Raw genomic sequence first — 23,574 nt, forward strand, 5'->3', positions numbered from 1 at the left:
GTTAGCCGGAGAACCGCTTGTACTCCGTCGGTTTCTTCTGCCAGTTGCAAACTGCGTCCTCCAGTACGTCTGGGCTAATAGAGGCACCCTCTGCGACTATCTGCAGTCGCGCCTGGACGTTCCTTGCCGGACTGGAGACATCATCGAGCAACAATCTCGCGCCCGCTAGCGGGCCGGTCGCACCGATGAGGTACGAATGCGGAGGTTCGATGGTGAGGAGCCTCAGTTTTCGCAACATCATGAGGTAGTCGAAGCGCGCGATTCTTCCAAATTTCCGGACGCCCCCCATCGATCGATAGAGGTGATCGAAGGCATCCTTCGGACCCATCGCCAGGGCTTCGGCAAAACGTTCGCGGTGGTCCCCACCGCCAGCCAATACCCACTCGACATAACTCTGTATTGCCGCGCCCGTACCTCTTTCAGACCACGCATCCAAACTCTCGTACTTCCGGTGATTCCCGAAGCCTTGAGGACGGCTTGGATCCCGTAGCGCATCTTGATTGGCGTCGAGCCAGAATCGGAAGGAGGTGGGATCGGCGGAAATCGCAGCCCAATCCCAGAGACCGCCTTGCCCAAGTCGACCGTAGATGTCAGTCACATAACGCCACCCGGCTCTACGATGACGACCAAAATGCACGAAAAGATAGACCAACCAGACAGCTTCGTCGAAGTTGCCCTGCTGATTAGCGAGTATGGCCGCTTTGAGCGGATCGAAGCCAGGCGAACGCGGGTCTCCGGCCATAGGGTCGAGACGTCGCGTTAGCAGTCGGTCTGTGTAGAGGACACGTTGTTCACTGTCGATCACTTGCTCAATGAATGTGGCTCTCGCAAGCGGGTCTTGAATTCCCGGCAGGGAGAAGTTATCGAGCTCGAAGCCAGTCAACGCCGCGTCGATGCGAGCGGCGTCAGCGACATAGTTATTCCTCACGCTATCGCCCTACCCCCGGAATGAGTGGAGCGGCGATCGACGAGGTAGAGACGGTAGAACTCGGTCGACATCGCATTTGCAATTTCTTCCATTTTGGACGGGGAGTTACGCAATCCGTACGCGATGATGATGCGGCTGAGGTCACCCCAATAGTTTTTCTCCAAGTTCTGTGCATCCACCGATTGCGGACCCTCAGTCCGAACCCTTTCCTCCAAATCGACGAGCTCCGCAAGGCGGGGCCAGGGATCACCATCCGGCATCGCCGGCATTTCCTCTGCAGGGTGGTGCCACCCCTCACCCACGTATCCAGCGGCCCTCGCCAGATCCTCCTCGTAAAGATGCAGGCTTCCGACTAGGTGCTGGTATTCCCCCAAGTCGGCGCCCAGCGATCGCGCGACTATCTCCTGAAGCATGGTGAACGCGAAGATATCGTGCGGGAGACCCTTGTATGCGTCGTTCGACCGCATATGGGCGATTAGATGCAGCTTTCCATCCCTCAACAGGAACTGGAGAGTACAGGTGCAGGGCGGGTTCTTGATCGCCGATTGGAGATCGCTTCTGTCGAACAATTGAACGACGGCCTGCCGGGTGAAAGGGCGTTCTTGAAGCATCTCGACGAGATTTCTGACCTGCGCGTCGCCATCTTGACCAAATAGGCGCGGCCCGTAGGCTCCCTTGATCACACCCTGGGTGGCCTCCAGCCGGTACATGTCGACGTAGTGGGCGATGTGTTCCTCATCATCACTGCCCGCCAAATACCACACGAACTCGCCTACAGCGCTAAAGACCATGCTGCGCGACGCGCTTCTACTCAAACGTGCTCGCGGGTTTCGCAGTTCCAGGGCCGCACCGACCACCTCGACGGCGTCGCCCCGTGTAGGTCGGGTCATCGATCCTTCTTTAGGCAGCCTCTCAAGCACCTCATGCATTAGGTCGTCTAGGGTGGCTTCCGACGCGACGAAGGTCATTTCACGCTCCTATGCGCTGCAGAGTGCGACAATTGAAGCACTCTCACTAAGGAATAGTAGCCGCGCCCGGCTAGGAGGTGTTCTGGTGAAGGAGAAACCTCTCCAAGTGGTCGCCGCGGTCATTCGATCGGGTGACGAGGTCCTTGCCTGTCGCAGAAGAGCCCACAAAGCTGCTGGAGGTAGATGGGAGTTCCCCGGAGGAAAGGTCGAGCCGCACGAGTCACTGGCAGCAGCATTGCGTCGAGAGATTCGTGAAGAACTATCCGTAGACGTCGACGTGGGTCGACTAATCGTTCGAGCAACCACGACCGTGAGAGATCAGGAGATCGACCTCCGCTGCTTTGAGGCAACCCTCCTCGGTCCCGCTCCCACTCAGAGCACGGATCACGACGAACTCCGTTGGGTACATGTTTCCCAACTCGATTCGCTTGACTGGGCCGATCCGGACTATCCGATGGTTTCCCGACTTGTTAGCGAGCTCGACTTCCGGCCATAGCGCGGCCACTTACAAGGCGCGCAGGCGGGGCGCCAGATCGCGCTCGAACAGCTCGAGGAAACGGCGCTGGTCCTGGCCTGGGGCGTGGAATACGAGGTGGTTGAGACCGGCGTCGGTGTACTGCTTGATCTGCTCGACGACGGCGTCGGGGTCGGCGCCGACGATCCAGCGCGAGGCAATCTGCTCGATCGGCAGGGCGTCCGCCGCCTTCTCCATCTCGATCGGATCGGTGATGTCGTGCTTCTGCTCCTTCGAGAGCGCGAGCGGCGCCCAGAACCTGGTGTTCTCGAGGGCGGTCGCCTCGTCGGTGTCGTAGGAGAGCTTGATCTCGATCATCCGGTCGATCTCGTCGAAGCTGCGCTCGGCCTGGCCGGCGCCCTCCTTGACGGCCGGGATGAGCTCCTCGGTGTAGAGCGCCATGCCCTTGCCCGACGTGCAGATGAACCCATCGCCGGAGCGGCCGGCGTAGCGCGCCACGAACGGGCCTCCCGCGGCGATGTACACGGGCATCGGGGCATCCGGCCGGTCGTAGATCGACGCGTCGACAGTCTTGTAGTACTCGCCGTCGAAGTTCACGCGGTCGCCGGTCCACAGCGCGCGCATGAGGTCCACCGACTCGCGCAGCCGCGCGAACCGCTCCTTGAACTCCGGCCACTCGGCAGTCCAGCCGGTCGCGATCTCGTTGAGGGCCTCGCCGGTGCCGACGCCCAGCATGATGCGCCCGGGGTAGAGGCAGCCCATGGTCGCGAAGGCCTGGGCGATGACGGCGGGGTTGTAGCGGAAGGTCGGGGTCATCACGGATGTCCCGATCGTGATGGTCTTCGTCCGCTCGCCCACCGCGGCCATCCAGGAGAGGGAGAACGGCGCGTGGCCGCCCTCGTGGCGCCAGGGCTGGAAGTGGTCGCTGACCGTGACGCTCTCCATGCCGTGCGCCTCGGCCGCCACCGCGATCTCCACGAGCTCGCGCGGGTCGAACTGCTCTGCCGATGCCTTGAAGCCGAGTGTGAGGGTCATCCCCCGAGTTTACGTACTAGCCGACCTCGGAGATCGGCGTCTCGATCGCGGCGACCACCGCGGACTCCGGGATGCGGAACGAGCGGCCGAAACGCACGGCGGGCAGCTCGCCGGAGTGCACGAGCCGGTACACGGTCATGTTCGAGACGCGCATCATCTCGGCCACTTCGGCGACCGTGAGAAAACGCACGTCGGACAGATCACGCGACATATCGGGCAGTGCTCCTAGGTAATGGGGGCACAACCAGTGTGACTGGAGTGCTAGACGGCAACACTAGAGGGTGAAGTTGCGCGGTGTCCACCCCCGTACGGGTGACCTAGAAGCGGCGGAACAGCCTGCGCCGGAACCTCGTCGGCAGCGCACGGGCCCGGTGGGTGCCCTCCGCGACACGGCGGCCGATCGTGCTGCCCACGTCGGCGCCCGACCACGCGGCGAACACCGCCGAGCCGCCGTCGTCGACGCGCAGGTCGTCCTCGTCGTCGAGGGCGGGCTCGACGAACGGGGTCAGCCAGTCCTCGAGCTCCTCGAGGGGGCCGGGATCCAGCCGGTAGAAGCGGTGCTGCCCGTCTTCGCGGACGGTCACGAGGCCGTGGTCCCGCAGCACCCTGAGATGCTTCGATACCGTCGGCTGGCTCAGGCCGAGCCGCTCGACCAGGTCGCCGACGCTGATCTCGCCTGCCGCGGCATCCCGGGCCAGTGCGCGCTCGAGCAGGGCAGACATGAGCTCCCGCCTCGTGGGATCGGACACGACGTCGAAGATGTCAGCCATGAGGTAAGGGTACTGTGATGGTCGAAAGACGAGGGGGTGGGATGCGCGGCAAGCCGGTCTCGCGCGATACGCCGTTCGCCCGCATTCGCGACGGGGTCGATGCGTTCATCGCCGCCACCCCCGCGCGGTTCGCGATCCTGATCTTCGCGGCCCTCATCTTCGTCTTCACGCTCCTCTTCTCCCTGCCGCTCGCGACGAGCTCCGGCACGCAGGCGCCGTTCGTCGACGCGCTGTTCACCGCCGTCTCCGTGATCTGCGTCACCGGGCTCTCGACCGTCGACATGGCGACGTACTGGTCGCCTCTCGGGCACGCGTTCATCTTCATCGGGGTGGAGATCGGCGGTATCGGGGTGCTCACGCTCGCCTCGATCCTCGGGCTCGTGATCAGCCGACGCCTCGGCCTGCGCCAGAAGCTGCTCGCCGCGGGAGACGCCAACCCGCTGCGCATCCGGAAGGGCCCGATCGCCGAGGGCCAGGCCGTGCGGCTCGGCGAGACCGGCAACCTCCTGGTGACCGTCGCCGTCAGTGTGGTCGTGATCGAGGTCATCGTTGCATCCCTCCTCTTTCCCCGGATGCTCCTGCAGGGGGTTAACCCGTTGGATGCGGCCTGGCAGTCGATCTACATCTCGGCGATGGCCTTCACCAACACCGGCTTCCTCCCGACGTCGGAGGGGCTAGCGCCGTACGCCGGCGACGTCTGGTTCTTGGGCGTGATGATGATCGGCGTGGTGGCCGGCGCGATCGGCTTCCCGGTCATCTACGTGCTCTCGCGCAACCTGCGGCGCCCGCGCAAGTGGTCGCTCCACGTGAAGATGACCCTGCTCACGTTCGGGCTGCTGCTCGTGCTCGGGGCGCTCGCCTACTTCGTCCTCGAGTTCGACAACCCGCGCACGATGGCGGACCTCGACGCCGGCCAGCGCATCCTGCAGAGCTTCTTCATGTCGACGATGGCCCGCTCCGGCGGGTTCTCCACAATCGACCCGTCGCAGTTCGACGGCTCGAGCCTGCTCGTCACCGACATGCTCATGTTCATCGGCGGCGGCTCCGCCTCCACCGCGGGCGGGATCAAGGTCACCACTCTTGCCGTCCTGTTCCTCGCGGCGTTCGCGGAGGCCAGGGGCAACGACGAGATGGAGGCCTACGAGCGGCGGATCCCGCCGGACGTCCTCCGGCTCGGCGTGAGCGTCGTGCTGTGGGGGGCCACGACGGTGGCCGCGGCATCCATCGTCCTGCTCCTCATCACCGACGAGCCGCTCGACTTCGTGCTGTTCGACGTGATCAGCGCCTTCGCCACCTGCGGACTGTCGACCGGATTCACGCAGAACACCTCCGACGGCGCGCAGTACGTGCTCGCGGCCACCATGTTCCTCGGGCGCATTGGTACCGTGACACTGGCGGCGGCGCTTGCGGCGAGCCAGCGCAGGCAGTTGTTCCGCAGACCTGAAGAGAGGCCGATCGTTGGTTGAGGTAGATCTTGGTTGACAAAATTCCCCACGACGCACCGGTCTTGGTCATCGGCCTCGGCCGCTTCGGCGCCGCCACCGCCGGCCAGCTGCAGCGCCTCGACCGCGAGGTGCTCGCGATCGACGAGGACAACGCCCTCGTGCAGAAGTGGTCGGAGCGCGTCACCCACGCCGTGCAGGCGGACGCGCGCTCCATCGACGCCCTGCGGCAGATCGGCGCGCAGGACTTCGCGATCGCCGTCGTCGCGGTCGGCTCGTCGATCGAGGCATCCGTGCTGATCACCGCCAACCTCGTCGACCTGAAGATCCCGCAGATCTGGGCGAAGGCGATCAGCCAGTCGCACGGCAAGATCCTCGCGCGCATCGGCGCCAACCATGTCATCTACCCGGAGGCGGAAGCCGGTGAGCGGGTCGCCCACCTGGTCTCCGGCCGGATGCTCGACTTCATCGAGTTCGACGACGACTTCGCGATCGTGAAGATGTATCCGCCGAAGCCGATCCGCGGCATCCCGCTCTCCGAGTCGCAGGTGCGCAAGAAGTACGGCATCACCGTGGTCGGGGTGAAGTCGCCGGGCAAGGACTTCACCTACGCGACCCCGGAGACCGTGGTGTCGAACCACGACCTCATCATCGTGAGCGGCAACTCGGTCGACATGGAGCGCTTCGCGACGCTGAGCTCCTAGGGCTGCGAGTCATCGTCCTGGCCGTCCTGGCTCTGACCGCCCTGGCCCTGACCGGGCGCGGCCGGGCCGGGGCCGCCCATGCCGTTCGGGCCGCCGGGGAAGCCGCCGTCCGGGCGGTCACCGCCGGGGAAGCCACCCTGGCCGCCGGGGCCGAACTGCGCCTGGCCCTGCCCTTGCGGCAGGTGGGTGCCGACGAGGATGCCTCCGCCGAACAGCGCGCCCGCGACGAGCACGGCGCCGACGGTGACGCCCGCGACCGCCAGCCCGCTGCGGCGGCGCTCGACGACGACCGGCGCGGGCTGCTCGACGGGCGCGGGCGCGGGTACTTCTTCTGAGACCTTCTTGGCCATGGTGTGCTCCTCGGGATCGGGGCGTGCTCCTCTGCACGCGCGACAACCCTGCGCCGCGACCCTATGAACCGGCCAAGACCCCGCCCCGAGACCGCCGAGCGTCCACCCCCTCGGCCGGCGCGAGCGGCTCCCGGTCCATGCGGAGGATTCGACACCGTGCTGCCGCCGTGGCGACCGCATGGCGCCGAAAGGTCAGCGTGGGCACTCGAGGGCGCGGGCGGGCGGGCGGGTGGGCGCGGCGGGCGGGCGGCGGCCCCGAGCGCCGCCGGATGCCGCGGCTCAGCCCCCCGCGGCCATCTCCCGCGCCCGCTCGAGGGCCGCCGCGGTCGCCCGGTCGAACAGCCCGGAGAGGTCCGCCGACTGCAGCACGCCGATCGCGCGCTCCGTGGTGCCCTTGGGGCTCGTGACCTGGGCGCGCAGTGCCGCCGGGTCGAGGTCGGACGCCACCAGCAGGTCTACCGAGCCGGCGAACGTACCCTGCACGAGAACTGCGGCCTGCTCGGGCGTGAACCCGAGGTTGACGGCCGTGCGGGTCAACTCCTCCACAAGGTAGAAGACGTAGGCGGGGCCGGATCCCGAGATCGTGCTCAGCGCGTCGATCTGCGACTCGGGTATCTCGACCACCGTTCCCACCGTCTCGAAGAGCGCGACGCCGACCGCCACCTGCTCGGGCGTCGCGCGCGAGCCCGCCGCCACCCCCGTCACGCCCTTGCCGATCTTCGCCGGCGTGTTCGGCATGGCCCGGAGCACGGCGTTGTCGACGACCGCCTCCATCGTGGCCGTGGTGATGCCGGCCGCGACGCTGATGACGAGCGCGCCCGGGTCGAGCCGGAGCTCGCGCAGCGTGTCGACGATCATCGCCGGCTTCACGCCGAGGAGCACGATGCCGGCCCCGGTCACGGCACGCTGGTTGCCGTCGGGCTCGGTCTCGAGGGCGATCGACTCGACGCCGTCCGCGGCGACGAGCGCGGCCTTCGCCGCCGTGCGGTTGGTCACCCGGATGCCCCCGCTCACGCTCACGGAGGGGGAGAGCAGGCCCTGCAGGATGGCGCCGCCCATGGCACCCGCGCCGATGATGGCTATGGAGGGGAGATTCGTGGTCACGCCCTCATCCTAGGATTGACCACATGAGCGCATCTGGTGGCGGTAGGGCAATCATCGCGGCACTTCTGGCCAACCTCGGCATCGCGATCGCGAAGTTCATCGGCTTCCTCATCTCGGGGTCAAGCTCGATGCTCGCCGAGAGCGTGCACTCCCTCGCCGACACGGGCAACCAGGGGCTCCTTCTGCTCGGCGGCCGCAAGTCCCGCAAGCGCGCCGACGCCGACCACCCGTTCGGCTACGGCCGCGAGCGCTACGTCTACGCGTTCGTCGTCTCGATCATCCTGTTCTCCGTGGGCGGCGTCTTCTCCATCTACGAGGGCATCGAGAAGATCCAGCACCCGCACGAGCTCGAGGCGCCCATCGTCCCGCTGGCCATCCTGCTCGTGGCGATGGTGCTGGAGGGCTTCTCGCTGCGCACCGCCATCCGCGAGTCGAACCACGTGCGCGGCAAGGAGAGCTGGATCTCCTTCATCCGCCACGCCAAGGCCCCCGAGCTCCCCGTCGTGCTGCTCGAGGACGTCGCAGCCCTCACCGGCCTCGTCTTCGCCTTCGCGGGCGTCGGCCTCTCGGTGATCACGGGCGACCCGATCTTCGACGCGATCGGAACCCTGTTCATCGGCGTGCTGCTGGTGCTCGTCGCGATCGTCCTCGGCATCGAGACGAAGAGCCTGCTCGTAGGCGAGGGCGCCAGCGCGGGCGACGCCGACAAGATCCGCGACGCGATCAACGCCCATCCCGACGTCGAGGCGCTCATTCACATGAAGACCCTCTACCTCGGCCCCGACGAGCTGCTCGTCGCCGCCAAGCTCGCCTTCGGCAAGACCAAGAAGCTCGCGGATGTCGCGTCCTCCATCGACGCGGTGGAAGCCGCGATCCGTGCCGAGGTGCCCATCGCGCGCGTGATCTACCTGGAGCCCGACGTGTACTCCCCGCCGAACGCGGCGAACCCCGCGACGGACACCATCGTGATCAAGGGCGCCGACTGACGCTGCGCTTGCGCTAGCGCTTGCTCTGGAAGAACTCGAGCAGCAGCTGCGCGCAGGCCTCGGCCTCGACGCCGGCGATGACCTCCACCGTGTGGTTGAGCCGCCGATCGCGCAGCACGTCGTAGACGCTGCCCACGGCCCCGGCCTTCTCATCCCACGCCCCGAACACGACCCGGGGAATGCGCGAGTTGAGGATCGCGCCGGCGCACATCACGCACGGCTCGAGCGTGACGACCAGGGTGGCGCCGGTGAGGTGCCAGTCCCCCAGCGCGGCGGCGGCCTCCCGGATCGCGATGAGCTCGGCGTGGGCGGTCGGGTCCTGGTGCAGCTCGCGCTCGTTGCGGCCGACGCCGAGGCGATTGCCGTCGGCATCCAGGATGATCGCCCCGACGGGCACGTCACCGGAGTCGAGCGCGCTACGGGCCTCGGCGAGCGCCTCGCCCATCCACTCCGCATACCGGTTCACAGTAGATTGAGCCTATGCGAGTACACGTTGCCGACCACCCGCTCATCACCCACAAGCTCACGGTGCTGCGCGACAAGAACACGCCGTCGCCGACGTTCCGCGCCCTCGCCGAGGAGCTCATGACGCTGCTGGCCTACGAGGCCACCCGCAACGTGCGCACGGAGGTGGTCGACGTTGAGACTCCGGTGGCGAAGACCACCGGGCTCGCGATCAGCATGCCCCGCCCGCTCGTCGTCCCCATCCTCCGCGCGGGCCTCGGGATGCTCGAGGGCATGGTCAAGCTCATCCCCACGGCCGAGGTCGGCTTCCTCGGGATGATGCGCGACGAGGTCACCCTTCAGCCCACCACGTACGCCCAGCGGCTTCCCGACGACCTCTCCGACCGCCAGTGCTTCATCCTCGACCCGATGCTCGCCACCGGTGGATCGCTCATCGGCGCCATCGACTTCCTCTTCGAGCGGGGCGCCAAGGATGTCACGGCAGTCTGCCTCATCGGATCCCCCGAGGGCCTCGCCGCCGTCGAGAAGGCCACCGAGGGCCGCGAGGTGACGGTCGTGCTCGGCGCCCTCGACGAGAAGCTCAACGAGGTCGGGTACATCGTCCCGGGCCTCGGCGACGCTGGCGACCGCCTCTACGGAACGGTGTAGCGCCCACTTGCATTTTGTGCGCGAATGCAAGATAGTTGCACGCATGACTGTTCGTGCATTCGCCCTGACCTCCCTTGAGGTGCGCGAGAGCATGGTCATGTGTTGTCGAATGTGTGCCTAATCAGCCACTCTTTCGTCGGGTTCCGCCTCCCTTAGAGGGCGGGACTCCCGGGCCCCAGTCCTCATAACGACTGGCTACCGCTTCGCATGACCGCAGTACCCGAAGGATCACAACCTCATCATCAGAGGCCCTTCACCCCACACGACTAAGGATTCCCAGGACCATGTCCATCGCTACTATCGACCGCACCCCGCTCGCCCCCGTCTCTCCCGTCTCTCCCGTCGCCGCGGCTCCCGAGTCCCCGGCCGCGGCCCCCCGCCGACTGCAGGCCGTGCCCACCGGCACCGAGGCCCGCGGCTTCGCGCTCTACGTCGGCCTCGACGAGTTCAAGGCCCTCGACTCCGGCACCGACCTCGGCCACGTCGTGGAGCAGATCAAGGGCCTCCTCGCGCAGCTCGTCCCGAGCGCCGAGACCTACGCCGCCGTCGCGCTCGCCCCCGTGGGCGCTGGCGGCCGCGACGTGGACGTCGTCCGCCTCGCCCTGCAGGACCCGGCCGCGCTCGCCAAGCACCGCCAGGCCGCGGAGGAGCCCGAGACGCGCGAGCGCACCGGCGTCGTGATCGACATCTCCCGCAAGCGCGTCACGCTCGACGGCGACACCGCGCCGCTCACCTACAAGGAGTTCGAGCTGCTGCAGTACCTCGTGCTGCGCGAGGGCCGCACGATCGACCGCACGGAACTCATCTCGTCGCTGTGGTCCGCTGCCGATGACGAGATCCCGAACGAGCGCACCATCGACGTCCACGTGCGCCGGCTGCGCGCCAAGCTCGGCGACTACGAGGACATCGTCCGCACTGTGCGCGGCGTCGGCTACCGCTTCGACCGCCACGCGGACGTCGCGATCCGCCAGGCCTCGACCCCGAGCCCGGACTTCTTCTAGGCCGGCAGGCCGCTCATGTGTACACTGTGTACATGAGCGACCCCACAGCCGCCCCGACCGCCCCCGTTCCCGCACACTGGAAGCGGAACGTCTCCCTGTTCCTCACGGGGCAGACGATCTCCCTGTTCGGCTCCATGATCGTCCAGTACGCGGTCATGTGGTACGTCACGTTCCAGACCGGCTCGGGAATCGCGATCGCCCTCTACGCGCTCGCCGCCTTCCTGCCGCAGGGCATCATCTCGATCTTCGGCGGCGTGCTCGCCGACCGCATGAACCGCCGCGTGCTCGTGATGGTGTCGGACGGCACGATCGCGGCGGTCACGCTCGTGCTCGCGCTGCTGATGGCCAACGGCGTGACCGACCTGTGGATCATCCTGGTCGCCGTCGCGGCCCGCTCGATCGGGGCCGGGGTCCAGACTCCCGCGGTCTCGGCCATCCTCCCCCAGCTCGTGCCCGGCGAGCAGCTCATGCGCGTCAACGGCATCTTCGGCACGATCCAGTCGGCGATGGCGCTGCTCGCGCCGGCCGCCGCGGGAGTCGTGTTCGGCATGTTCGGCATCGTCCCCGTCTTCTTCATCGACGTCGCCACCGCGGTCATCGGCATCGGGGTGCTGTTCTTCGTGACGGTGCCGACGCTCGCCTCGATCGCCGACAAGACCACGTCCTACCGCGCCGACCTCGTCGAGGGCATGCGCTACATCTGGCACCACGGTGTCGTGCGCTGGCTGCTCGTGGTGTTCGCGATCATCTTCCTTCTCACCGTCGCACCCTCGTTCGTCACGCCGCTGCTCATTGCGCGCGAGTACGGCAACGACGTCACCCTGGTCACGCTCCTCGAGATCGCCTTCAGCGTCGGGATGCTCGGCGGCGGCGTGCTCGTCTCGACCCTGCTCGCCAAGCGCGGGCGGCTCGGGCTCATCCTGTTCTCCACCTTCGGGTTCGCCGCCTTCACGGTCGGCCTCGGCCTCAGCCCCAACCTGGTGGTCTTCTACGCGTTCATGTTCGGGATCGGCCTTCTCGTCCCGCTGTTCTCCACGCCGTTCATGACGCTGGTGCAGGAGACGGTCCCGCCCGAGATGCACGGACGGGTCTTCAGTTACGTGGGCATCGTGATGGCTCTCGCCACCCCGGTCGGCATGGTCGTGTTCGGGCCGCTCGCCGACGTGATCAGCGTGCAGCTGCTGCTCGTGATCGCCGGCTCGGTCATGGCGGTCGTGATGGTGATCGCGATCGTGGTGCCATCGGGCCGAGCAGCGATGAGGGCGGCGCGGACGCCCGCCCCGGAGGAGCCGGTCGCGGTCGACGCCTAGGCCCGCCCTGATTGGCGCAGCGGGCGCTGGGCTCGTGGCAGCCCCGCGACCACGAGGTCGTACGAGTCGGCGATGAGCTCCGTCACGGGCACGTCGGCGCTGGGCAGGCGCACCGAGATCCAGTGCTTCTTGTTCATGTGGTAGCCGGGGGTGACGTCGGTGAATGTGGAGACCAGGGCTCGGGCATCCTCAGGGTCCGCTTTGAGCGTCAGCAGGCCGGGGCCCTCCTCGGCGTTGAGGATGGCGAAGACCTTGCCCACCACCTTGAAGACCGGCGTCTCCTCGCCGAAGGGGTACCCCAGCTCCACGGCCGGGAACGCGGCGCACGCGTCCATGGCCTCTTCGATCGTGAACGCAGCCATACTTCCATCATGGCCGTTTACCACCTCGCCCGTGTCGCCGATTGGGATGCTGCCGCCGCCTCCGGCGAGTACCGCGTCTCGACCCTGGATCGCACTCTCGAGGAGGTGGGGTTCATCCACGCCTCCCGCGCCGAGCAGCTGGCCGGGGTCGCCGAACAGTTCTACCGCGACGAGCCCGGCGACCTCGTGGTGCTCGAGATCGACGAGAGCGGGCTCGACATCCGGGACGAGGACGGCGGCACCGGCGAGCTTTTCCCGCACATCTACGGGCCGATCCCGGTGGGCTCCGTGACCCGTGCCACTGCCGCGTGGTTCGAGGACGACGGCGGGTTCGCGACCGCGGACTGAGCTCCTCGGCCGTGCGCTCGACGGCGGCACGGTCATCCGCGACCTCCGCATTCCGGCCTTCGCTGAAGCCGCACAGCGCCACTCAGAGAACTCGCAGAAAAAATAACGGTTTGGTAACTAGACAGCGTTACCGTTCCGTTATACATTCATAGAGCAGAAGTTGTTTGCTGTGGCAGCTGAAGCGGAATGTGATTGCAGGACACTCTTGGTGCAAGGGAGAGGGTCGGTTCCTAGCCTCTGGAACCGACCCTCAATCCTGTTAACCGGCACCGCTGCGTGACTCGTGCCCCCGGCAGCCCCGGCCCCGCACCCCGGCCCGCGCACCCCGGCCCGCACACCCCGGCCCCTAGAGCCCCGGCCCGCACACCCCGACCCCGAGAGCCCCGGCCGGCCCATGCGGAGGTTTCGACACCATGCGGCCGCCGAAACCTCAGCATGGTGTCAAAAGGTGCGCGCGGGGGAAGCCGGGGTCGTTGCACGTGCATAGAGTTGTCGGGTGAGCGACAAAACCTCGTCTGTAACCGCCTGGGAGGCGCTGTTCCGCGCGCAGGTCTCCGTGCTGCGGCAGCTCAACGCCGAGTTCCCCACCGACGAGCTCTCGTTCAACGAGTACGACGTACTGTTCAACCTCGCCCGCCAGCCCGAGCGGCAGCTGCGCATCCGGGATCTCAACCGCCACCTGCTCCTCACGCAGCCCAGCGTGAGCCGGCTCGTCGACCGCCTCGTGGCGCGCGAGCTCGTGCGCAAGGAGTCCGACCCCGGTGACGGGCGCGGCACGGTCGTGTGCCTCACCGATGCGGGCTACGACCTGTTCCGGCGGGTGGCGGTCGTGCACGCCGAGTCGATCCACCGCCGGGTGGGCGGCGCGCTCACCACGGAGGAACTGCACGAGCTCGCGCGCCTGACGGACAAGCTGCGGCTCAACACTCCCGTTGAGGGCTGACGTGCCCTCCCCCAGCATCGTGTGGCTGCGGGACGACCTGCGGCTCGCCGACAACCCGGCCCTGACCGCGGCGGCCGAGCGCGGCGGACCGGTCGTGCTCGTGTACGTGCTCGACGAGGTGAGCACGGGCGTCCGGCCCCTCGGCTCCGCGAGCAAGTGGTGGCTGCACCACTCGCTCGCGGCGCTCGGCAAGCAGCTCGTCGTGCGGCGCGGCGCTGCGGAGGAGGTCATCCCGGCGCTCGTCGCTGAGGTCGGCGCGGGGGCGGTGTTCTGGAACCGGCGGTACGGGGCATCCCGTGAGATCGACGCCCGGCTGAAGGCGCGGCTGCGCGAGGGCGGTCTTGACGCACGGAGCTTCCAGGCGAACCTGCTGGTGGAGCCGTGGACCCTCACCACCGGCAGCGGCGGGCCGTACCGCGTGTTCACGCCGTTCTGGAAGGCCGCGCGGGAGCTGCAGTTCAGGGGCCCGCTCCCGGTTCCCGAGGTCGAGTGGATGTCGGCGCCCAGTGACGAGGTGGACCTGCTGCCGCACCCCGACTGGGCCGCGGGGCTTCGCGAGTCGTGGACTCCGGGCGAGGCGGGCGCGCACGCGCAGCTCGAGGGCTTCGTCGAGGAGAGGCTCGCGGACTACCACCGCCGCGACGAGCCGGCCGTCGACGGCACCAGCAGGCTGAGCCCGCACCTGCGATTCGGCGAGATCAGCCCGTTCCAGATCTGGGAGCGGCTGCACGGCGCCATGTCGCCGGCCGCCCGCAAGAACGTGCCGAAGTTCCTCAGCGAGGTGGGGTGGCGCGAGTTCAACTGGAGCATCCTGTTCCACGAGCCCGAGCTCGCGCAGCGCAACTACCGGCCCGCTTTCGACGCGTTCCCGTGGTCGGCCCCCGACCCCGAGGAACTGGCGGCCTGGCAGCAGGGCCGCACGGGCATCCCGCTCGTCGACGCCGGGATGCGCGAGCTGTGGCACACCGGCGTCATGCACAACCGGGTCCGGATGGTCGTGGCGAGCTTCCTCGTGAAGAACCTGCTCGTCGACTGGCGCGTGGGGGAGCAGTGGTTCTGGGACACCCTCGTCGACGCCGACGAGGCCAGTAACCCCGGCAACTGGCAGTGGGTGGCGGGCTCCGGGGCGGATGCCGCGCCGTACTTCCGCGTCTTCAACCCCGAGCTGCAGCGGGAGAAGTTCGACAAGCTCGGCCGGTACGTTAACCGGTGGGTGCCGGAGTACGGGACGCCGCTGTATCCCGAGCCGATCGTCGACCTGGCCGCCACGCGCAAGGAGGCGCTCGAGGCGTACGAGCACGTCAAGCGCGTCGCGGGGTGAGTGGGAGCAACCGGTTTCGATACAGGCGCCAGAGCGCCCCGCCGCCCGGTTTCCATACAGGCGCCAGAGCGCCTTACTCAACCCGCCTACGGCTGCGGACGACCGCCGATGACACCGACAGCGCGCGATGCGACGAGGGCGCCCGCTCGCGCGGAGGCGACCGGGTCGCCCGTGCGCACCCACTCGTCGAGGAAACCTGCGCAGAAGGCGTCGCCGGCGCCGGTCGGGTCGACGACGGGAGCGCTCACGGCGTGGACGCCCGTCGACACCCCGTCGTGGCGCACGAGCACCCCGGCCGCACCGAGGGTGAGCACGACCGTCTCGAAGGCGAGCGCGGCGCCGATCTCGTGGGGCTCCGACAGGCCCGTGAGCAGCCGCCCCTCCTCCAGTGACGGGAACAGGATGTCGGCGCCCGCCATGGCCTCGAGGAAGGCGGCGGGGCCGTAGTCGGCGATGAACCCGGCCGATCCGGGGGCGACGGAGACCGTGACCCCGGCCGCGCGGGCGCGCCGGATCAGCGACGCGATGCCGGGCGCGCCCGCATCGTTGAGCAGCGCGTGACCGGTGATGTGCAGCACGCGCGCGCCGGCGAGCAGCTCGTCGGTCACCTGCGCGGGGTCGAGCAGCGTGTTGGCGCCGCGCTCGGTGAGCATCGCGCGGCGCTGGCCTTCCACGATCACCACGATCGTGCCGGTCGGGAGCACCGGCGAGCCCGCGAGCTGCGACGCGGCGCCGACCGCACTGAGGAGCTGGGTGTGGCGCGCGACGTCCCCGGAGGAGACGCTGCCCACGAAGAGGGCGTCCGCGCCGAGGGAGCCGAGCCAGGCGGCAGTGTTCGCCGCCGAGCCGCCGGGGCGGGAGTGGATCGAGGAAGGGGTGTCCGTGTCATCCCGGATCGGGCCCTCCGGAATCGCGACGACGTCGTCGATGACGTCGCCGTAGGTGATGATGCGGTCAGCCACGCTGGAGGGCGGACCAGGCCGAGGCGACCGCCGCGGCGACCCGCACGTTGTTGCGGGCGAGGTCGAGGTTCACCTCGAGGCTGCGGCCGCCGGAGAGCTCCACGATCTTGAGGAGCAGGAACGGCGTGACAGCCTTGCCGGTCACGCCGGCCTCATCGGCGAGCGCGAGAGCCTGGCTCAGGATGCGGTCGTGCTCCGCCGGGTCCCACTGCTGCTCGAGCGGGATCGGGTTCGCGAGCACGATGCCCTGGCCGTGGCCGAGCTCGTCCTGCGACCGCATGATCGCGGCCACCTGGGCGGCCGTGTCGACGGACCAGTCGAGCGTGTAGGCGGACTCGCGCAGCCAGAAGCTCGGGAACACGCTCGTGCCGAACCCGACGACCGGCACCGACAGCGTCTCGAGGCGCTCGAGTGTGGCGGCGATGTCGAGAACCGACTTCACGCCGGCGGAGACGACGGTGATGTTCGTCACCGCGAGGGTGGAGAGGTCGGCCGACTCGTCGAAGGACTCGCTCGCGCCGCGGTGCACGCCGCCGAGCCCGCCGGTCGCGAAGACCCGGATGCCCGCGAGCGCGGCGAGGTGGGAGGTGGCCGCGACCGTGGTCGCCGCGGAGCCGCCCGCCGCGGCGATGATGGGGAGGTCGCGCACACTCGCCTTCGCGAGCTCCTCCTCGGCGATCCGGCGCACACCCTCGGCATCGAGCCCGATCTGGGGCACCCCGTCGAGCACCGCGATCGTGGCCGGGGTGACACCGGCATCCCGAAGGATCGTCTCGAACTCGATCGCCGCCTCGTGGTTGCGCGGGCGCGGGAGGCCGTGGGAGATGATCGTGGACTCGAGGGCGACGACCGGGTCGCCCGCGGCGAGTGCGGCGGCGACCTCGTCGCTGAGGTGGACAGATGCGGGTGAGAGGGGCGTGGGCACCGATCCACTGTACCTTCGACGTATGGTTCCACCGCTTCAGCTCCACGACCCCCAGCGACGCGGGTTCGGGTCGGACAACCAATCGGGCGTGCATCCGGAGATCCTCGCCGCGATCGCCGCGGCCAACGAGGGGCACGTCGGGGCCTACGGCGACGACCCGTACACGGAGTACCTCCAGGAGATCATCGCCGCGCGGTTCGGCGAGGGTGCCGAGGCGTTCCCGGTGCTCACCGGCACGGGGGGCAACGTGATCGCGCTGCAGTCGATGATCCCGCGCTGGGGCGCGGTGCTCTGCTCGGCCTCCGCGCACGTCAACACCGACGAGAACGGCGCCGTCGAGAGCGTCGCCGGCATCAAGCTGCTGCCGATCGCGAGCGACGACGGCAAGCTGAGCCCCGAGCTCATCCACGACCAGTCCTGGCGATGGGGCTCCGTGCACCGCGGCGAGCCGCTCGCCATCACGATCACGCAGACCACCGAGCTCGGCACCGCGTACACCGCGGACGAGATCGCCGCCGTCGCCGACTACGCGCACTCCCACGGCATGGGCCTGCACATCGACGGCGCCCGCCTCTCCAACGCGGCCGCCCACCTCGGGCTCAGCCTCAAAGAGCTCACCATGGATGTCGGCGCCGACACCGTCTCGTTCGGCGGCACGAAGAACGGCCTCCTGTTCGGCGAGGCCATCGTCTCCCTCACGCCCGGCTCGCTCCACGGCTTCTCCCACCTCCGCAAGGCCGATATGCAGCTCGCCAGCAAGATGCGCTTCATCTCCGCCCAGCTCATCGCCCTGCTCGAGGGCGACCTCTGGCTGCGCAGCGCGGGCCACGCGAACGCCATGGCCGCCCGCCTGGCAGACGGCGTGCGCGGGATGCCCGGGGTCGAGATCACGCAGAAAGTGCAGGGCAACGCGGTATTCGCCATACTGCCGCCCGGCATCTTCGAGAAGCTGAGCCAGGTCGCCTATTTCGACGAGTGGAACGAGTTCACCCACGAGGTCCGCTGGGTCTGCTCGTTCGACACGACGGAGGCCGACGTCGACCGGTTCGTCGCGGCACTGGGCGACCTGCTGAAGCAGGCCGGGCGCGAGTGAGATCCGACGATCGACCATTCCGCCTCCCAGCGGACCGCCGATAGTCGGATCTCACGATGGGCCCTAGGCCGTCGTGCGCCTACTCCGCCATCACGGCGGTGACGAAGGCGGCGGCCCGGACGCGCAGCTCGAGGATGCGCGCATCCCGGGCCGCTTCCTGGTCGAAGCCGAGGTACGCCACCGGCGGGAGCTTGCGCACGTTCGTCGAGCACTGGAAGCTCTCGCACACGAGCGTGCCGAGGGTGTTGCCGTTCCGGCCGCCGTGGCCGGCGCGGCGGGCGCCGTAGAACACGACATCGTTGGGCAGCGTGATGTCCTGGCACCACGAGCACTGCGCTCGCTTGCGGGGGTCGGCATCGGCCTGCTTGAGCACGGCGCCGACCACGCCGTCATCCGTGGGGACGACGATGTAGGCGCGCTTCGCGTACTTCGGGTCGCGCCAGCCGAGGTAGTCGAGGCGCTCCCAGTTGAGATCGGCGAAGCCGGCGGGAAGGGACAGGTCGGACAGTTCTTTGCGCGTCGCGTTGACGAAGGACGCGCGGATAGCGGGGTCGTTCAGGGGCAGCATGATTCTCCTAGCGGTTTCGATACGGCCGGGGGCGGCCTGCTCAACCGGCGGTGTCAGAAAGTGGGTACGACTCAGCGCTGGACCCGCAGGTCCAGGAGCGGGGCTATCTGCCGCCGGCGCAGAAGACGCCGGCAACCTCCACGTTCGAAACCGAATACTGCATCTGCCCAGAATAGACTGGCGACCGCACGAGGGAGGGTGACGTTGGGCGGATTCGCGGCTTTCCTGTTCGGGCTCAAACTGCAGCAGCCCGCCGAGTACCGGCGGCTCATGCGCATCCGGCGCGGCATCTACACGAGGGTCGGCGGGCTGAAGGCCGAGATCCTCCGCTCCCCCGAGCCGATCCCGTTCGCCGAGATCGACCGCTCCGCCTTCACTGCGCTGCGCCCCGGTGCCAGCTGGGGCCGCACCTTCGACTGCGCGTGGCTGCGCATCACGGGCGAGGTGCCGGCCGCGACCGCCGGCGAGGTGCAGCTGTTCCTGGGCATCCGGAGCGAGGGCCTCGTCCACTCGGCCGAGGGCGACCTGCTCGACTCGGCGAGCACCGCTTTCCAGCAGGGCGACCTGCCGCACAGCGCGGGCAAGTACCGCCCGGTGCGCAATGTGGACCTGTCGAGCGGCTCGATCGAGGTCTACGCGGATGTCACGTACAACGGCTGGATCCTCTACGAGGTCGGCCGCCCCGCCTACTTCGGCGCCTACCTCGCCACGAAGAACGACGAGGTCTTCGCCCTCTACTACGACTACCTCACCCTGCTCGTGCTGGCCGGCGCGACGGAGGACAAGGCGCTCGAGGCCGAGACCCGCGCGGCCCTGGGTGCGGCGTACAAGTCCTTCACCGCGGGAGACGTCGCCGGCGCCCGCGCGGCCCTCGCGGTGCGGCTCACCCGGGAGTCGGAGAGCGACTTCACGTACAGCGCCGTCGGCCACGGGCACCTCGACATGGCCTGGCTCTGGCCGCTGCGCGAGACGCGGCGCAAGGCCGCCCGCACGTACATCCGGGCCATCAACACGATCGAGACCCGCGACGACTACATCTACGGGACGAGCCAGCCGCAGCAGATGGCATGGATGAAGCAGCGGCATCCGGCGCTCTTCGACCGCATGAAGCGGGCCGTGGCCGCGGGCCGGCTCGAGATCCAGGGCTCGTTCTGGGTGGAGCCCGACACCAACCTGCCCTCCGGGGAGTCGCTCGTGCGGCAGGCGCTCGTCGGCCGGCGGTTCCAGCAGGAGGAGTTCGGCCTCACCGACGAGCAGCTGCGGCTGTGCTGGCTGCCGGACACGTTCGGCTACAACGGCAACCTCCCGCAGATCCTGCGGAAGAGCGGGATGGACTGGTTCCAGACAATCAAGCTGGCGTGGAACAAGGTCAACGACTTCCCGCACCGCACGTTCCACTGGGAGGGCATCGACGGGTCGAGCGTGCTGGTCCACATGCCGCCGGAGGGCGACTACAACAGCCGGGGCGCTGCGGACGGGCTCCTGAGCGGGCTGAAGAAGTACCCCGAGCTCGCGCTGAACACGGCCCTGCTGGTCTACGGCTCCGGCGACGGCGGCGGCGGCCCGGGCGAGATCCACCACGAGGTCACACATCGCGAGCTGTCGTTGAACGGACTCCCCAAGGTGCAGCACTCCACCGCGGGCGACTTCTTCCGCGAGCTCGAGAAGCTCGACGTGCAGCACGTGCACCGGGGCGAGCTCTACCTCGAGACCCACCAGGGCACCTACACGACGCAGGCGCAGATCAAGCGCCACAACCGGCTGGTGGAGCGCAAGCTGCACGAGGTCGAGGCGCTGGCCGTGCTCGTCGGCGACGACAGCCGTCCCGTGCTCGCGGAGCACTGGCGCGAGGTGCTGCTCAACCAGTTCCACGACATCATCCCCGGCTCGTCCATCGCCCGCGTCAACCGCGAGGCGATCGCGACCTATGAGCGCATCGAGGCGGCGCTCGACGAGTACGCGGCGACGCTCACGGCCCGGCTGCAGCCGGCGGGCCGTTCCGCGCTCAACCTCACCAGCTTCCCGCGGCGCGAGCACGTCAAGGTCAACGACGAGTGGTTCGAGGCCGACGTAGAGCCGTACGCCGCCGCGACCCTCACCCGCTCCGCCGCCGAGGGCCTCAACTTCACCGACGACACCCTCAGCAACGGCCTGCTCACCCTGAGCTTCGGCCCCACCGGCGAGGTCGTCTCCTGCCTCGACAGCGCCGGAACCGAGCACGCCGCGGACGGGCTCAACCGCCTCACGATCCACAAGGACCCGTACGTCTGGCCCTTCAACGCCTGGGACATCAAGGTCGACTACTTCGAGAAGGCCCCCCGCACGCTGCGCGTAACCTCCTCGGAGAGTTACATCGACGGCCCCACCGTCGTGCGGCGCCAGGTGCACAAGAGCAGCAAGGCCACCGTCACCCAGCTGATCATCCTCGAGTCGGGCAGCGACGTGGTGCGGTTCGAGACCGAGGTCGACTGGCACGAGAAGCACCGGATGCTCCGCGCCGAGTTCCGCCCCGTGCACTACGGCCCGACCGCCCTGTGCGAGATCCAGTTCGGCCACATCGCGCGGGTCACGACCGAGAACGACTCCGTCGAGCGCGCGCAGTTCGAGGTCTGCGCGCACAAGTGGATAGCGACCGAGGATGCCGCGGGCGGGTTCGCGCTGCTCAACAACGGCAAGTACGGCCACCGCGCGAAGAACGGGCTCCTCTCCCTCAACCTGCTGCGGGCACCTACCTACCCCGACAAGACGGCGGACCGCGGCATCCATCGATTCACGTACGCCTTCACCCCGTTCGCCACCGGCGACCTCGCGAAGGTCGTGCGCGAGGGCTACCGGCTGAACAACCCGCTCATCATCGGCGACGTCGCCCTGCAGAGCGCGGCCTCCGTGGACGAGCCGGGCGTAGTGCTCGAGACCATCAAGGCCGGCGAGAACGGCGGCACCGTGCTGCGGCTCTACGAGAGCCTCGGCCGCGAAACCACGACGGCCGTCCGCACTCGACTGCCGCACGGCGCTGCCCACGAGACCGACCTGCTCGAGCGGATCACCGGCCCGGCCGACCTCGCGCGGCTCACCTTCACCCCGTTCGAGATCAAGACCATCCTGCTGGAGGACGCGTGACCGAGATCTCCGTCCGCAGGCAGACCGTGTCGATCGTCACGGCGGGCTTCGGGCAGAACTTCGTGCTCACGACAGTCTCGACCTTCCTGCTGCTCTACCTGGTGCAGTACGCGAACATCAGCACAGCGGGCATCGCCGTCGTCACGGGCATCATCACCGTCGCGAAGATCGCCGACGCCGTACTCGACCCGGTGATGGGCAGCATCATCGACATGACCCGCACCCGCTGGGGCAAGCTGCGGCCGTACATCCTGTTCTCGGCCCTGCCGGTCGCGGTGCTGTCCGGCCTGCTCTTCACGGTCCCGGATGCCGACGAGCCGCTCAAACTCGTCTACTTCGGCGTCGCCTACCTCCTCTGGGGCATCGCGTACACCGTCTGCGACGTGCCGTTCTGGGGGCTCATCGGCTCCGCCTTCGTGGACCCGCCGGCCCGCACCCGAGTGATCGGCTCCGTGCGCGCGTTCGGGGCCATCGCGCTCGGGCTCTCGACGCTCGGCATGCCGTGGGTGGCGCGCGCCCTGAGCTTCGGCAGCCCCGAGACGACCGCACAGGGCTGGTCGCTCGCGGTCTTCATCACGTCGTTCCTCGGGATGGGCGTCTTCCTGCTCGCGTTCTTCAACGCGCGCGAGCGGCAGACCACAGCGGCATCGATGCGCCTGTCGTTCCGCCAGCTGTTCACAACCCTCGCCAAGAACACGTCCCTGCTCATGGTGCTGCTCGGATCCATCCTCGGGTTCGGCAGGTTCATCGTGCAGGCCGGCGGTGCCGTCTTCGTCGTGATCGCCTACAACAGCGAGGGCACCTTCACCCTCGTGGGCGCGGCGATCATCGGCGGCCTGGTCATCTCCTCCTTCGCGACCCCCGCACTGCTGCGGCGCTGGTCGGGCCGCACCCTCGTGATCGCGAGCTCGCTCGTCGCCGTCGTGCTGTACCTCGGGCTGTACTTCGCCGGCTTCGAGAACCTCGTCGTCGTGCTGGTCTTCATCTTCCTGACCGGCCTCACGCTGGGCATCTTCCTCGTCGTGCAGGCAACCATGATCGCGGACTCGGTCGACGACGTGGAGAAGCGCCTCGGCGTGCGCAACGACGGCATCTCCTTCGCGACCCTCACCTTCGTCTCGAAGATCATGAACGCCGTGGCCCTGCTCGTCTTCGGCATCTTCATCGTCGCGGCAGGCTACGAGAACGGCGTCACCGTGACCCCCGCAATGCAGGGCACGGTCTTCGCGTCGATCACGCTCGTGCCGGCCGTGAGCTGCCTGGTCTCGATCGTGCCCTTCCTCTTCTACCGGCTCGGGGGTAAGAAGGAGGCATGACCCGCTACGGCATCGACGCCCTCACAGCGGTCCGGCTGGTGCGCGAGGGGGTCGTCGTCTCAGACGAGCACAGCCTCGTGGCTCCGAACCTGCTGCGCTCCCAGGCCCTCTCGATCATCTACCGCTCGGTGCGCGACGGGTCGACGACGGCTCGGGATGCCCGGCAGCAGCTCGAGCTGATCACCACCATGCGCATCCGGCTGCTGGGCGACCGGGTGTCACGCGGCACCGCGTTCCGCCTGGCCTCGTCCTTGGACTGGGACGACACTCCCAACGCGGAGTACGTCGCCGTGGCGCAGCTGCAGGCCGACGCCCTCGTCACGGGCGACCCGGCGCTGGCGACCGCGGTGGCAGACCTCGTGACGGTGGCGCCCTACGAGGCGCTGCTCGCTGGTTGAGTAGGCCGCCCGCGGCCGTATCGAAACCACGC

At 68.3% G+C, this 23,574-nt stretch carries 26 protein-coding genes; 14 read left to right on the top strand and 12 right to left on the bottom strand.

Going from position 1 to position 23,574, the window contains the following annotated elements; all coding sequences use genetic code 11:
• Position 1: 1 nt before the first annotated feature.
• Both AC1RTC_RS07395 and AC1RTC_RS07400 read right to left on the bottom strand, forming a co-directional pair.
• Positions 2–928: an alpha-glutamyl/putrescinyl thymine pyrophosphorylase clade 3 protein gene (locus tag AC1RTC_RS07395; protein ID WP_493154847.1), complete on the bottom strand. Its 927-nt coding sequence runs from the start codon at positions 926–928 to the stop codon at positions 2–4.
• Positions 925–1,896 carry a thymidylate synthase gene (locus AC1RTC_RS07400; RefSeq protein ID WP_493154848.1) on the bottom strand — a complete coding sequence of 324 codons (972 nt, stop codon included), beginning with the start codon at positions 1,894–1,896 and terminating at the stop codon, positions 925–927. Before AC1RTC_RS07400 ends, AC1RTC_RS07395 begins: the two co-directional genes overlap by 4 nt.
• Positions 1,897–1,981: 85 nt before the next feature.
• Here AC1RTC_RS07400 and AC1RTC_RS07405 point away from each other — a divergent pair, with 85 nt between their 5' ends.
• Positions 1,982–2,392, top strand: a complete 411-nt coding sequence (locus AC1RTC_RS07405) for a (deoxy)nucleoside triphosphate pyrophosphohydrolase (RefSeq protein WP_493154850.1) — start codon at positions 1,982–1,984, stop codon at positions 2,390–2,392.
• 9 nt (positions 2,393–2,401) lie between these two features.
• On the opposite strand, the gene fgd is transcribed toward AC1RTC_RS07405, so the two are convergent.
• The 3 genes from fgd to AC1RTC_RS07420 all read right to left on the bottom strand — a co-directional run bounded on the left by fgd (position 2,402) and on the right by AC1RTC_RS07420 (position 4,176).
• On the bottom strand, positions 2,402–3,406 hold the full coding sequence (fgd, locus tag AC1RTC_RS07410; RefSeq protein ID WP_493154851.1) for a glucose-6-phosphate dehydrogenase (coenzyme-F420): 1,005 nt from the start codon (positions 3,404–3,406) through the stop codon (positions 2,402–2,404).
• Positions 3,407–3,422: 16 nt separating this feature from the next.
• Positions 3,423–3,617 (bottom strand): helix-turn-helix domain-containing protein, encoded by a 195-nt coding sequence (locus AC1RTC_RS07415; RefSeq protein ID WP_493154853.1) that lies wholly within the window; start codon positions 3,615–3,617, stop codon positions 3,423–3,425.
• 106 nt (positions 3,618–3,723) lie between these two features.
• Complete coding sequence (locus AC1RTC_RS07420) at positions 3,724–4,176, bottom strand: ArsR/SmtB family transcription factor (RefSeq protein WP_493154855.1); 453 nt, start codon at positions 4,174–4,176, stop codon at positions 3,724–3,726.
• 41 nt (positions 4,177–4,217) lie between these two features.
• Between AC1RTC_RS07420 and AC1RTC_RS07425 the strand changes: the two genes are divergently transcribed.
• Positions 4,218–5,642, top strand: coding sequence for a TrkH family potassium uptake protein (locus AC1RTC_RS07425; protein ID WP_493155233.1), 1,425 nt, complete (start codon positions 4,218–4,220; stop codon positions 5,640–5,642).
• Positions 5,643–5,650: 8 nt separating this feature from the next.
• Positions 5,651–6,322, top strand: coding sequence for a potassium channel family protein (locus AC1RTC_RS07430; protein WP_493154856.1), 672 nt, complete (start codon positions 5,651–5,653; stop codon positions 6,320–6,322).
• Here the strand turns inward: AC1RTC_RS07430 and AC1RTC_RS07435 are convergent.
• Together AC1RTC_RS07435 and proC are read right to left on the bottom strand one after the other, a co-directional pair.
• Positions 6,319–6,672 carry a hypothetical protein gene (locus AC1RTC_RS07435; protein WP_493154857.1) on the bottom strand — a complete coding sequence of 118 codons (354 nt, stop codon included), beginning with the start codon at positions 6,670–6,672 and terminating at the stop codon, positions 6,319–6,321. The two genes, AC1RTC_RS07430 and AC1RTC_RS07435, sit on opposite strands and share 4 nt — an antisense overlap.
• Before the next feature lie 279 nt (positions 6,673–6,951).
• Positions 6,952–7,776: a pyrroline-5-carboxylate reductase gene (gene proC, locus AC1RTC_RS07440; protein WP_493154858.1), complete on the bottom strand. Its 825-nt coding sequence runs from the start codon at positions 7,774–7,776 to the stop codon at positions 6,952–6,954.
• A 23-nt stretch (positions 7,777–7,799) separates the two neighbouring features.
• On the opposite strand from proC, the gene AC1RTC_RS07445 reads away from it, so the two are divergent.
• Positions 7,800–8,762: a cation diffusion facilitator family transporter gene (locus AC1RTC_RS07445; RefSeq protein WP_493154860.1), complete on the top strand. Its 963-nt coding sequence runs from the start codon at positions 7,800–7,802 to the stop codon at positions 8,760–8,762.
• Positions 8,763–8,775: 13 nt separating this feature from the next.
• On the opposite strand, the gene tadA is transcribed toward AC1RTC_RS07445, so the two are convergent.
• The gene (gene tadA, locus AC1RTC_RS07450) at positions 8,776–9,207 is read right to left on the bottom strand and encodes a tRNA adenosine(34) deaminase TadA (RefSeq protein ID WP_493155234.1); all 432 of its coding nucleotides are present in this window, start codon (positions 9,205–9,207) and stop codon (positions 8,776–8,778) included.
• A 35-nt stretch (positions 9,208–9,242) separates the two neighbouring features.
• On the opposite strand from tadA, the gene upp reads away from it, so the two are divergent.
• From upp to AC1RTC_RS07465, 3 genes are all read left to right on the top strand, one after another.
• Positions 9,243–9,875: a uracil phosphoribosyltransferase gene (gene upp / locus AC1RTC_RS07455; RefSeq protein ID WP_493154861.1), complete on the top strand. Its 633-nt coding sequence runs from the start codon at positions 9,243–9,245 to the stop codon at positions 9,873–9,875.
• Between the two features lie 284 nt (positions 9,876–10,159).
• Positions 10,160–10,876 carry a winged helix-turn-helix domain-containing protein gene (locus tag AC1RTC_RS07460; protein ID WP_493154863.1) on the top strand — a complete coding sequence of 239 codons (717 nt, stop codon included), beginning with the start codon at positions 10,160–10,162 and terminating at the stop codon, positions 10,874–10,876.
• Between the two features lie 32 nt (positions 10,877–10,908).
• Positions 10,909–12,186 carry an MFS transporter gene (locus AC1RTC_RS07465; RefSeq protein WP_493154865.1) on the top strand — a complete coding sequence of 426 codons (1,278 nt, stop codon included), beginning with the start codon at positions 10,909–10,911 and terminating at the stop codon, positions 12,184–12,186.
• Here the strand turns inward: AC1RTC_RS07465 and AC1RTC_RS07470 are convergent.
• The gene (locus AC1RTC_RS07470; RefSeq protein WP_493154867.1) at positions 12,183–12,548 is read right to left on the bottom strand and encodes an MmcQ/YjbR family DNA-binding protein; all 366 of its coding nucleotides are present in this window, start codon (positions 12,546–12,548) and stop codon (positions 12,183–12,185) included. The two genes, AC1RTC_RS07465 and AC1RTC_RS07470, sit on opposite strands and share 4 nt — an antisense overlap.
• A 9-nt stretch (positions 12,549–12,557) precedes the next feature.
• On the opposite strand from AC1RTC_RS07470, the gene AC1RTC_RS07475 reads away from it, so the two are divergent.
• The 3 genes from AC1RTC_RS07475 to AC1RTC_RS07485 all read left to right on the top strand — a co-directional run bounded on the left by AC1RTC_RS07475 (position 12,558) and on the right by AC1RTC_RS07485 (position 15,160).
• Positions 12,558–12,896, top strand: a complete 339-nt coding sequence (locus AC1RTC_RS07475; protein WP_493154869.1) for a DUF952 domain-containing protein — start codon at positions 12,558–12,560, stop codon at positions 12,894–12,896.
• Positions 12,897–13,392: 496 nt separating this feature from the next.
• Positions 13,393–13,839 carry a MarR family winged helix-turn-helix transcriptional regulator gene (locus AC1RTC_RS07480; protein WP_493154870.1) on the top strand — a complete coding sequence of 149 codons (447 nt, stop codon included), beginning with the start codon at positions 13,393–13,395 and terminating at the stop codon, positions 13,837–13,839.
• 1 nt (position 13,840) lies between these two features.
• Complete coding sequence (locus AC1RTC_RS07485) at positions 13,841–15,160, top strand: cryptochrome/photolyase family protein (protein WP_493154871.1); 1,320 nt, start codon at positions 13,841–13,843, stop codon at positions 15,158–15,160.
• Positions 15,161–15,246: 86 nt separating this feature from the next.
• On the opposite strand, the gene AC1RTC_RS07490 is transcribed toward AC1RTC_RS07485, so the two are convergent.
• Together AC1RTC_RS07490 and AC1RTC_RS07495 are read right to left on the bottom strand one after the other, a co-directional pair.
• Positions 15,247–16,122, bottom strand: coding sequence for a carbohydrate kinase family protein (locus AC1RTC_RS07490; protein ID WP_493154872.1), 876 nt, complete (start codon positions 16,120–16,122; stop codon positions 15,247–15,249).
• Positions 16,115–17,047 (bottom strand): pseudouridine-5'-phosphate glycosidase, encoded by a 933-nt coding sequence (locus tag AC1RTC_RS07495; RefSeq protein WP_493154873.1) that lies wholly within the window; start codon positions 17,045–17,047, stop codon positions 16,115–16,117. The genes AC1RTC_RS07490 and AC1RTC_RS07495 overlap by 8 nt, the downstream gene beginning before the upstream one ends.
• Before the next feature lie 22 nt (positions 17,048–17,069).
• Here AC1RTC_RS07495 and AC1RTC_RS07500 point away from each other — a divergent pair, with 22 nt between their 5' ends.
• Positions 17,070–18,140: a threonine aldolase family protein gene (locus tag AC1RTC_RS07500; RefSeq protein WP_493154874.1), complete on the top strand. Its 1,071-nt coding sequence runs from the start codon at positions 17,070–17,072 to the stop codon at positions 18,138–18,140.
• 79 nt (positions 18,141–18,219) lie between these two features.
• Here AC1RTC_RS07500 and AC1RTC_RS07505 read toward each other — a convergent pair whose 3' ends face one another.
• Positions 18,220–18,708 carry an FBP domain-containing protein gene (locus AC1RTC_RS07505; RefSeq protein WP_493154875.1) on the bottom strand — a complete coding sequence of 163 codons (489 nt, stop codon included), beginning with the start codon at positions 18,706–18,708 and terminating at the stop codon, positions 18,220–18,222.
• A 198-nt stretch (positions 18,709–18,906) separates the two neighbouring features.
• Here AC1RTC_RS07505 and AC1RTC_RS07510 point away from each other — a divergent pair, with 198 nt between their 5' ends.
• From AC1RTC_RS07510 to AC1RTC_RS07520, 3 genes are read left to right on the top strand one after another with little or no spacing between them, the layout of a single operon-like run.
• Complete coding sequence (locus AC1RTC_RS07510) at positions 18,907–21,828, top strand: alpha-mannosidase (protein ID WP_493154876.1); 2,922 nt, start codon at positions 18,907–18,909, stop codon at positions 21,826–21,828.
• A complete protein-coding gene (locus AC1RTC_RS07515) occupies positions 21,825–23,144 on the top strand; it encodes an MFS transporter (protein ID WP_493154877.1) in 1,320 nt (439 codons plus the stop codon). Before AC1RTC_RS07510 ends, AC1RTC_RS07515 begins: the two co-directional genes overlap by 4 nt.
• Positions 23,141–23,542, top strand: coding sequence for a hypothetical protein (locus AC1RTC_RS07520; RefSeq protein WP_493154878.1), 402 nt, complete (start codon positions 23,141–23,143; stop codon positions 23,540–23,542). The genes AC1RTC_RS07515 and AC1RTC_RS07520 overlap by 4 nt, the downstream gene beginning before the upstream one ends.
• Positions 23,543–23,574 lie beyond the last annotated feature (32 nt).

The sequence above is a fragment of the Rhodoglobus sp. GW821-FHT12B09 genome (assembly GCF_058809925.1).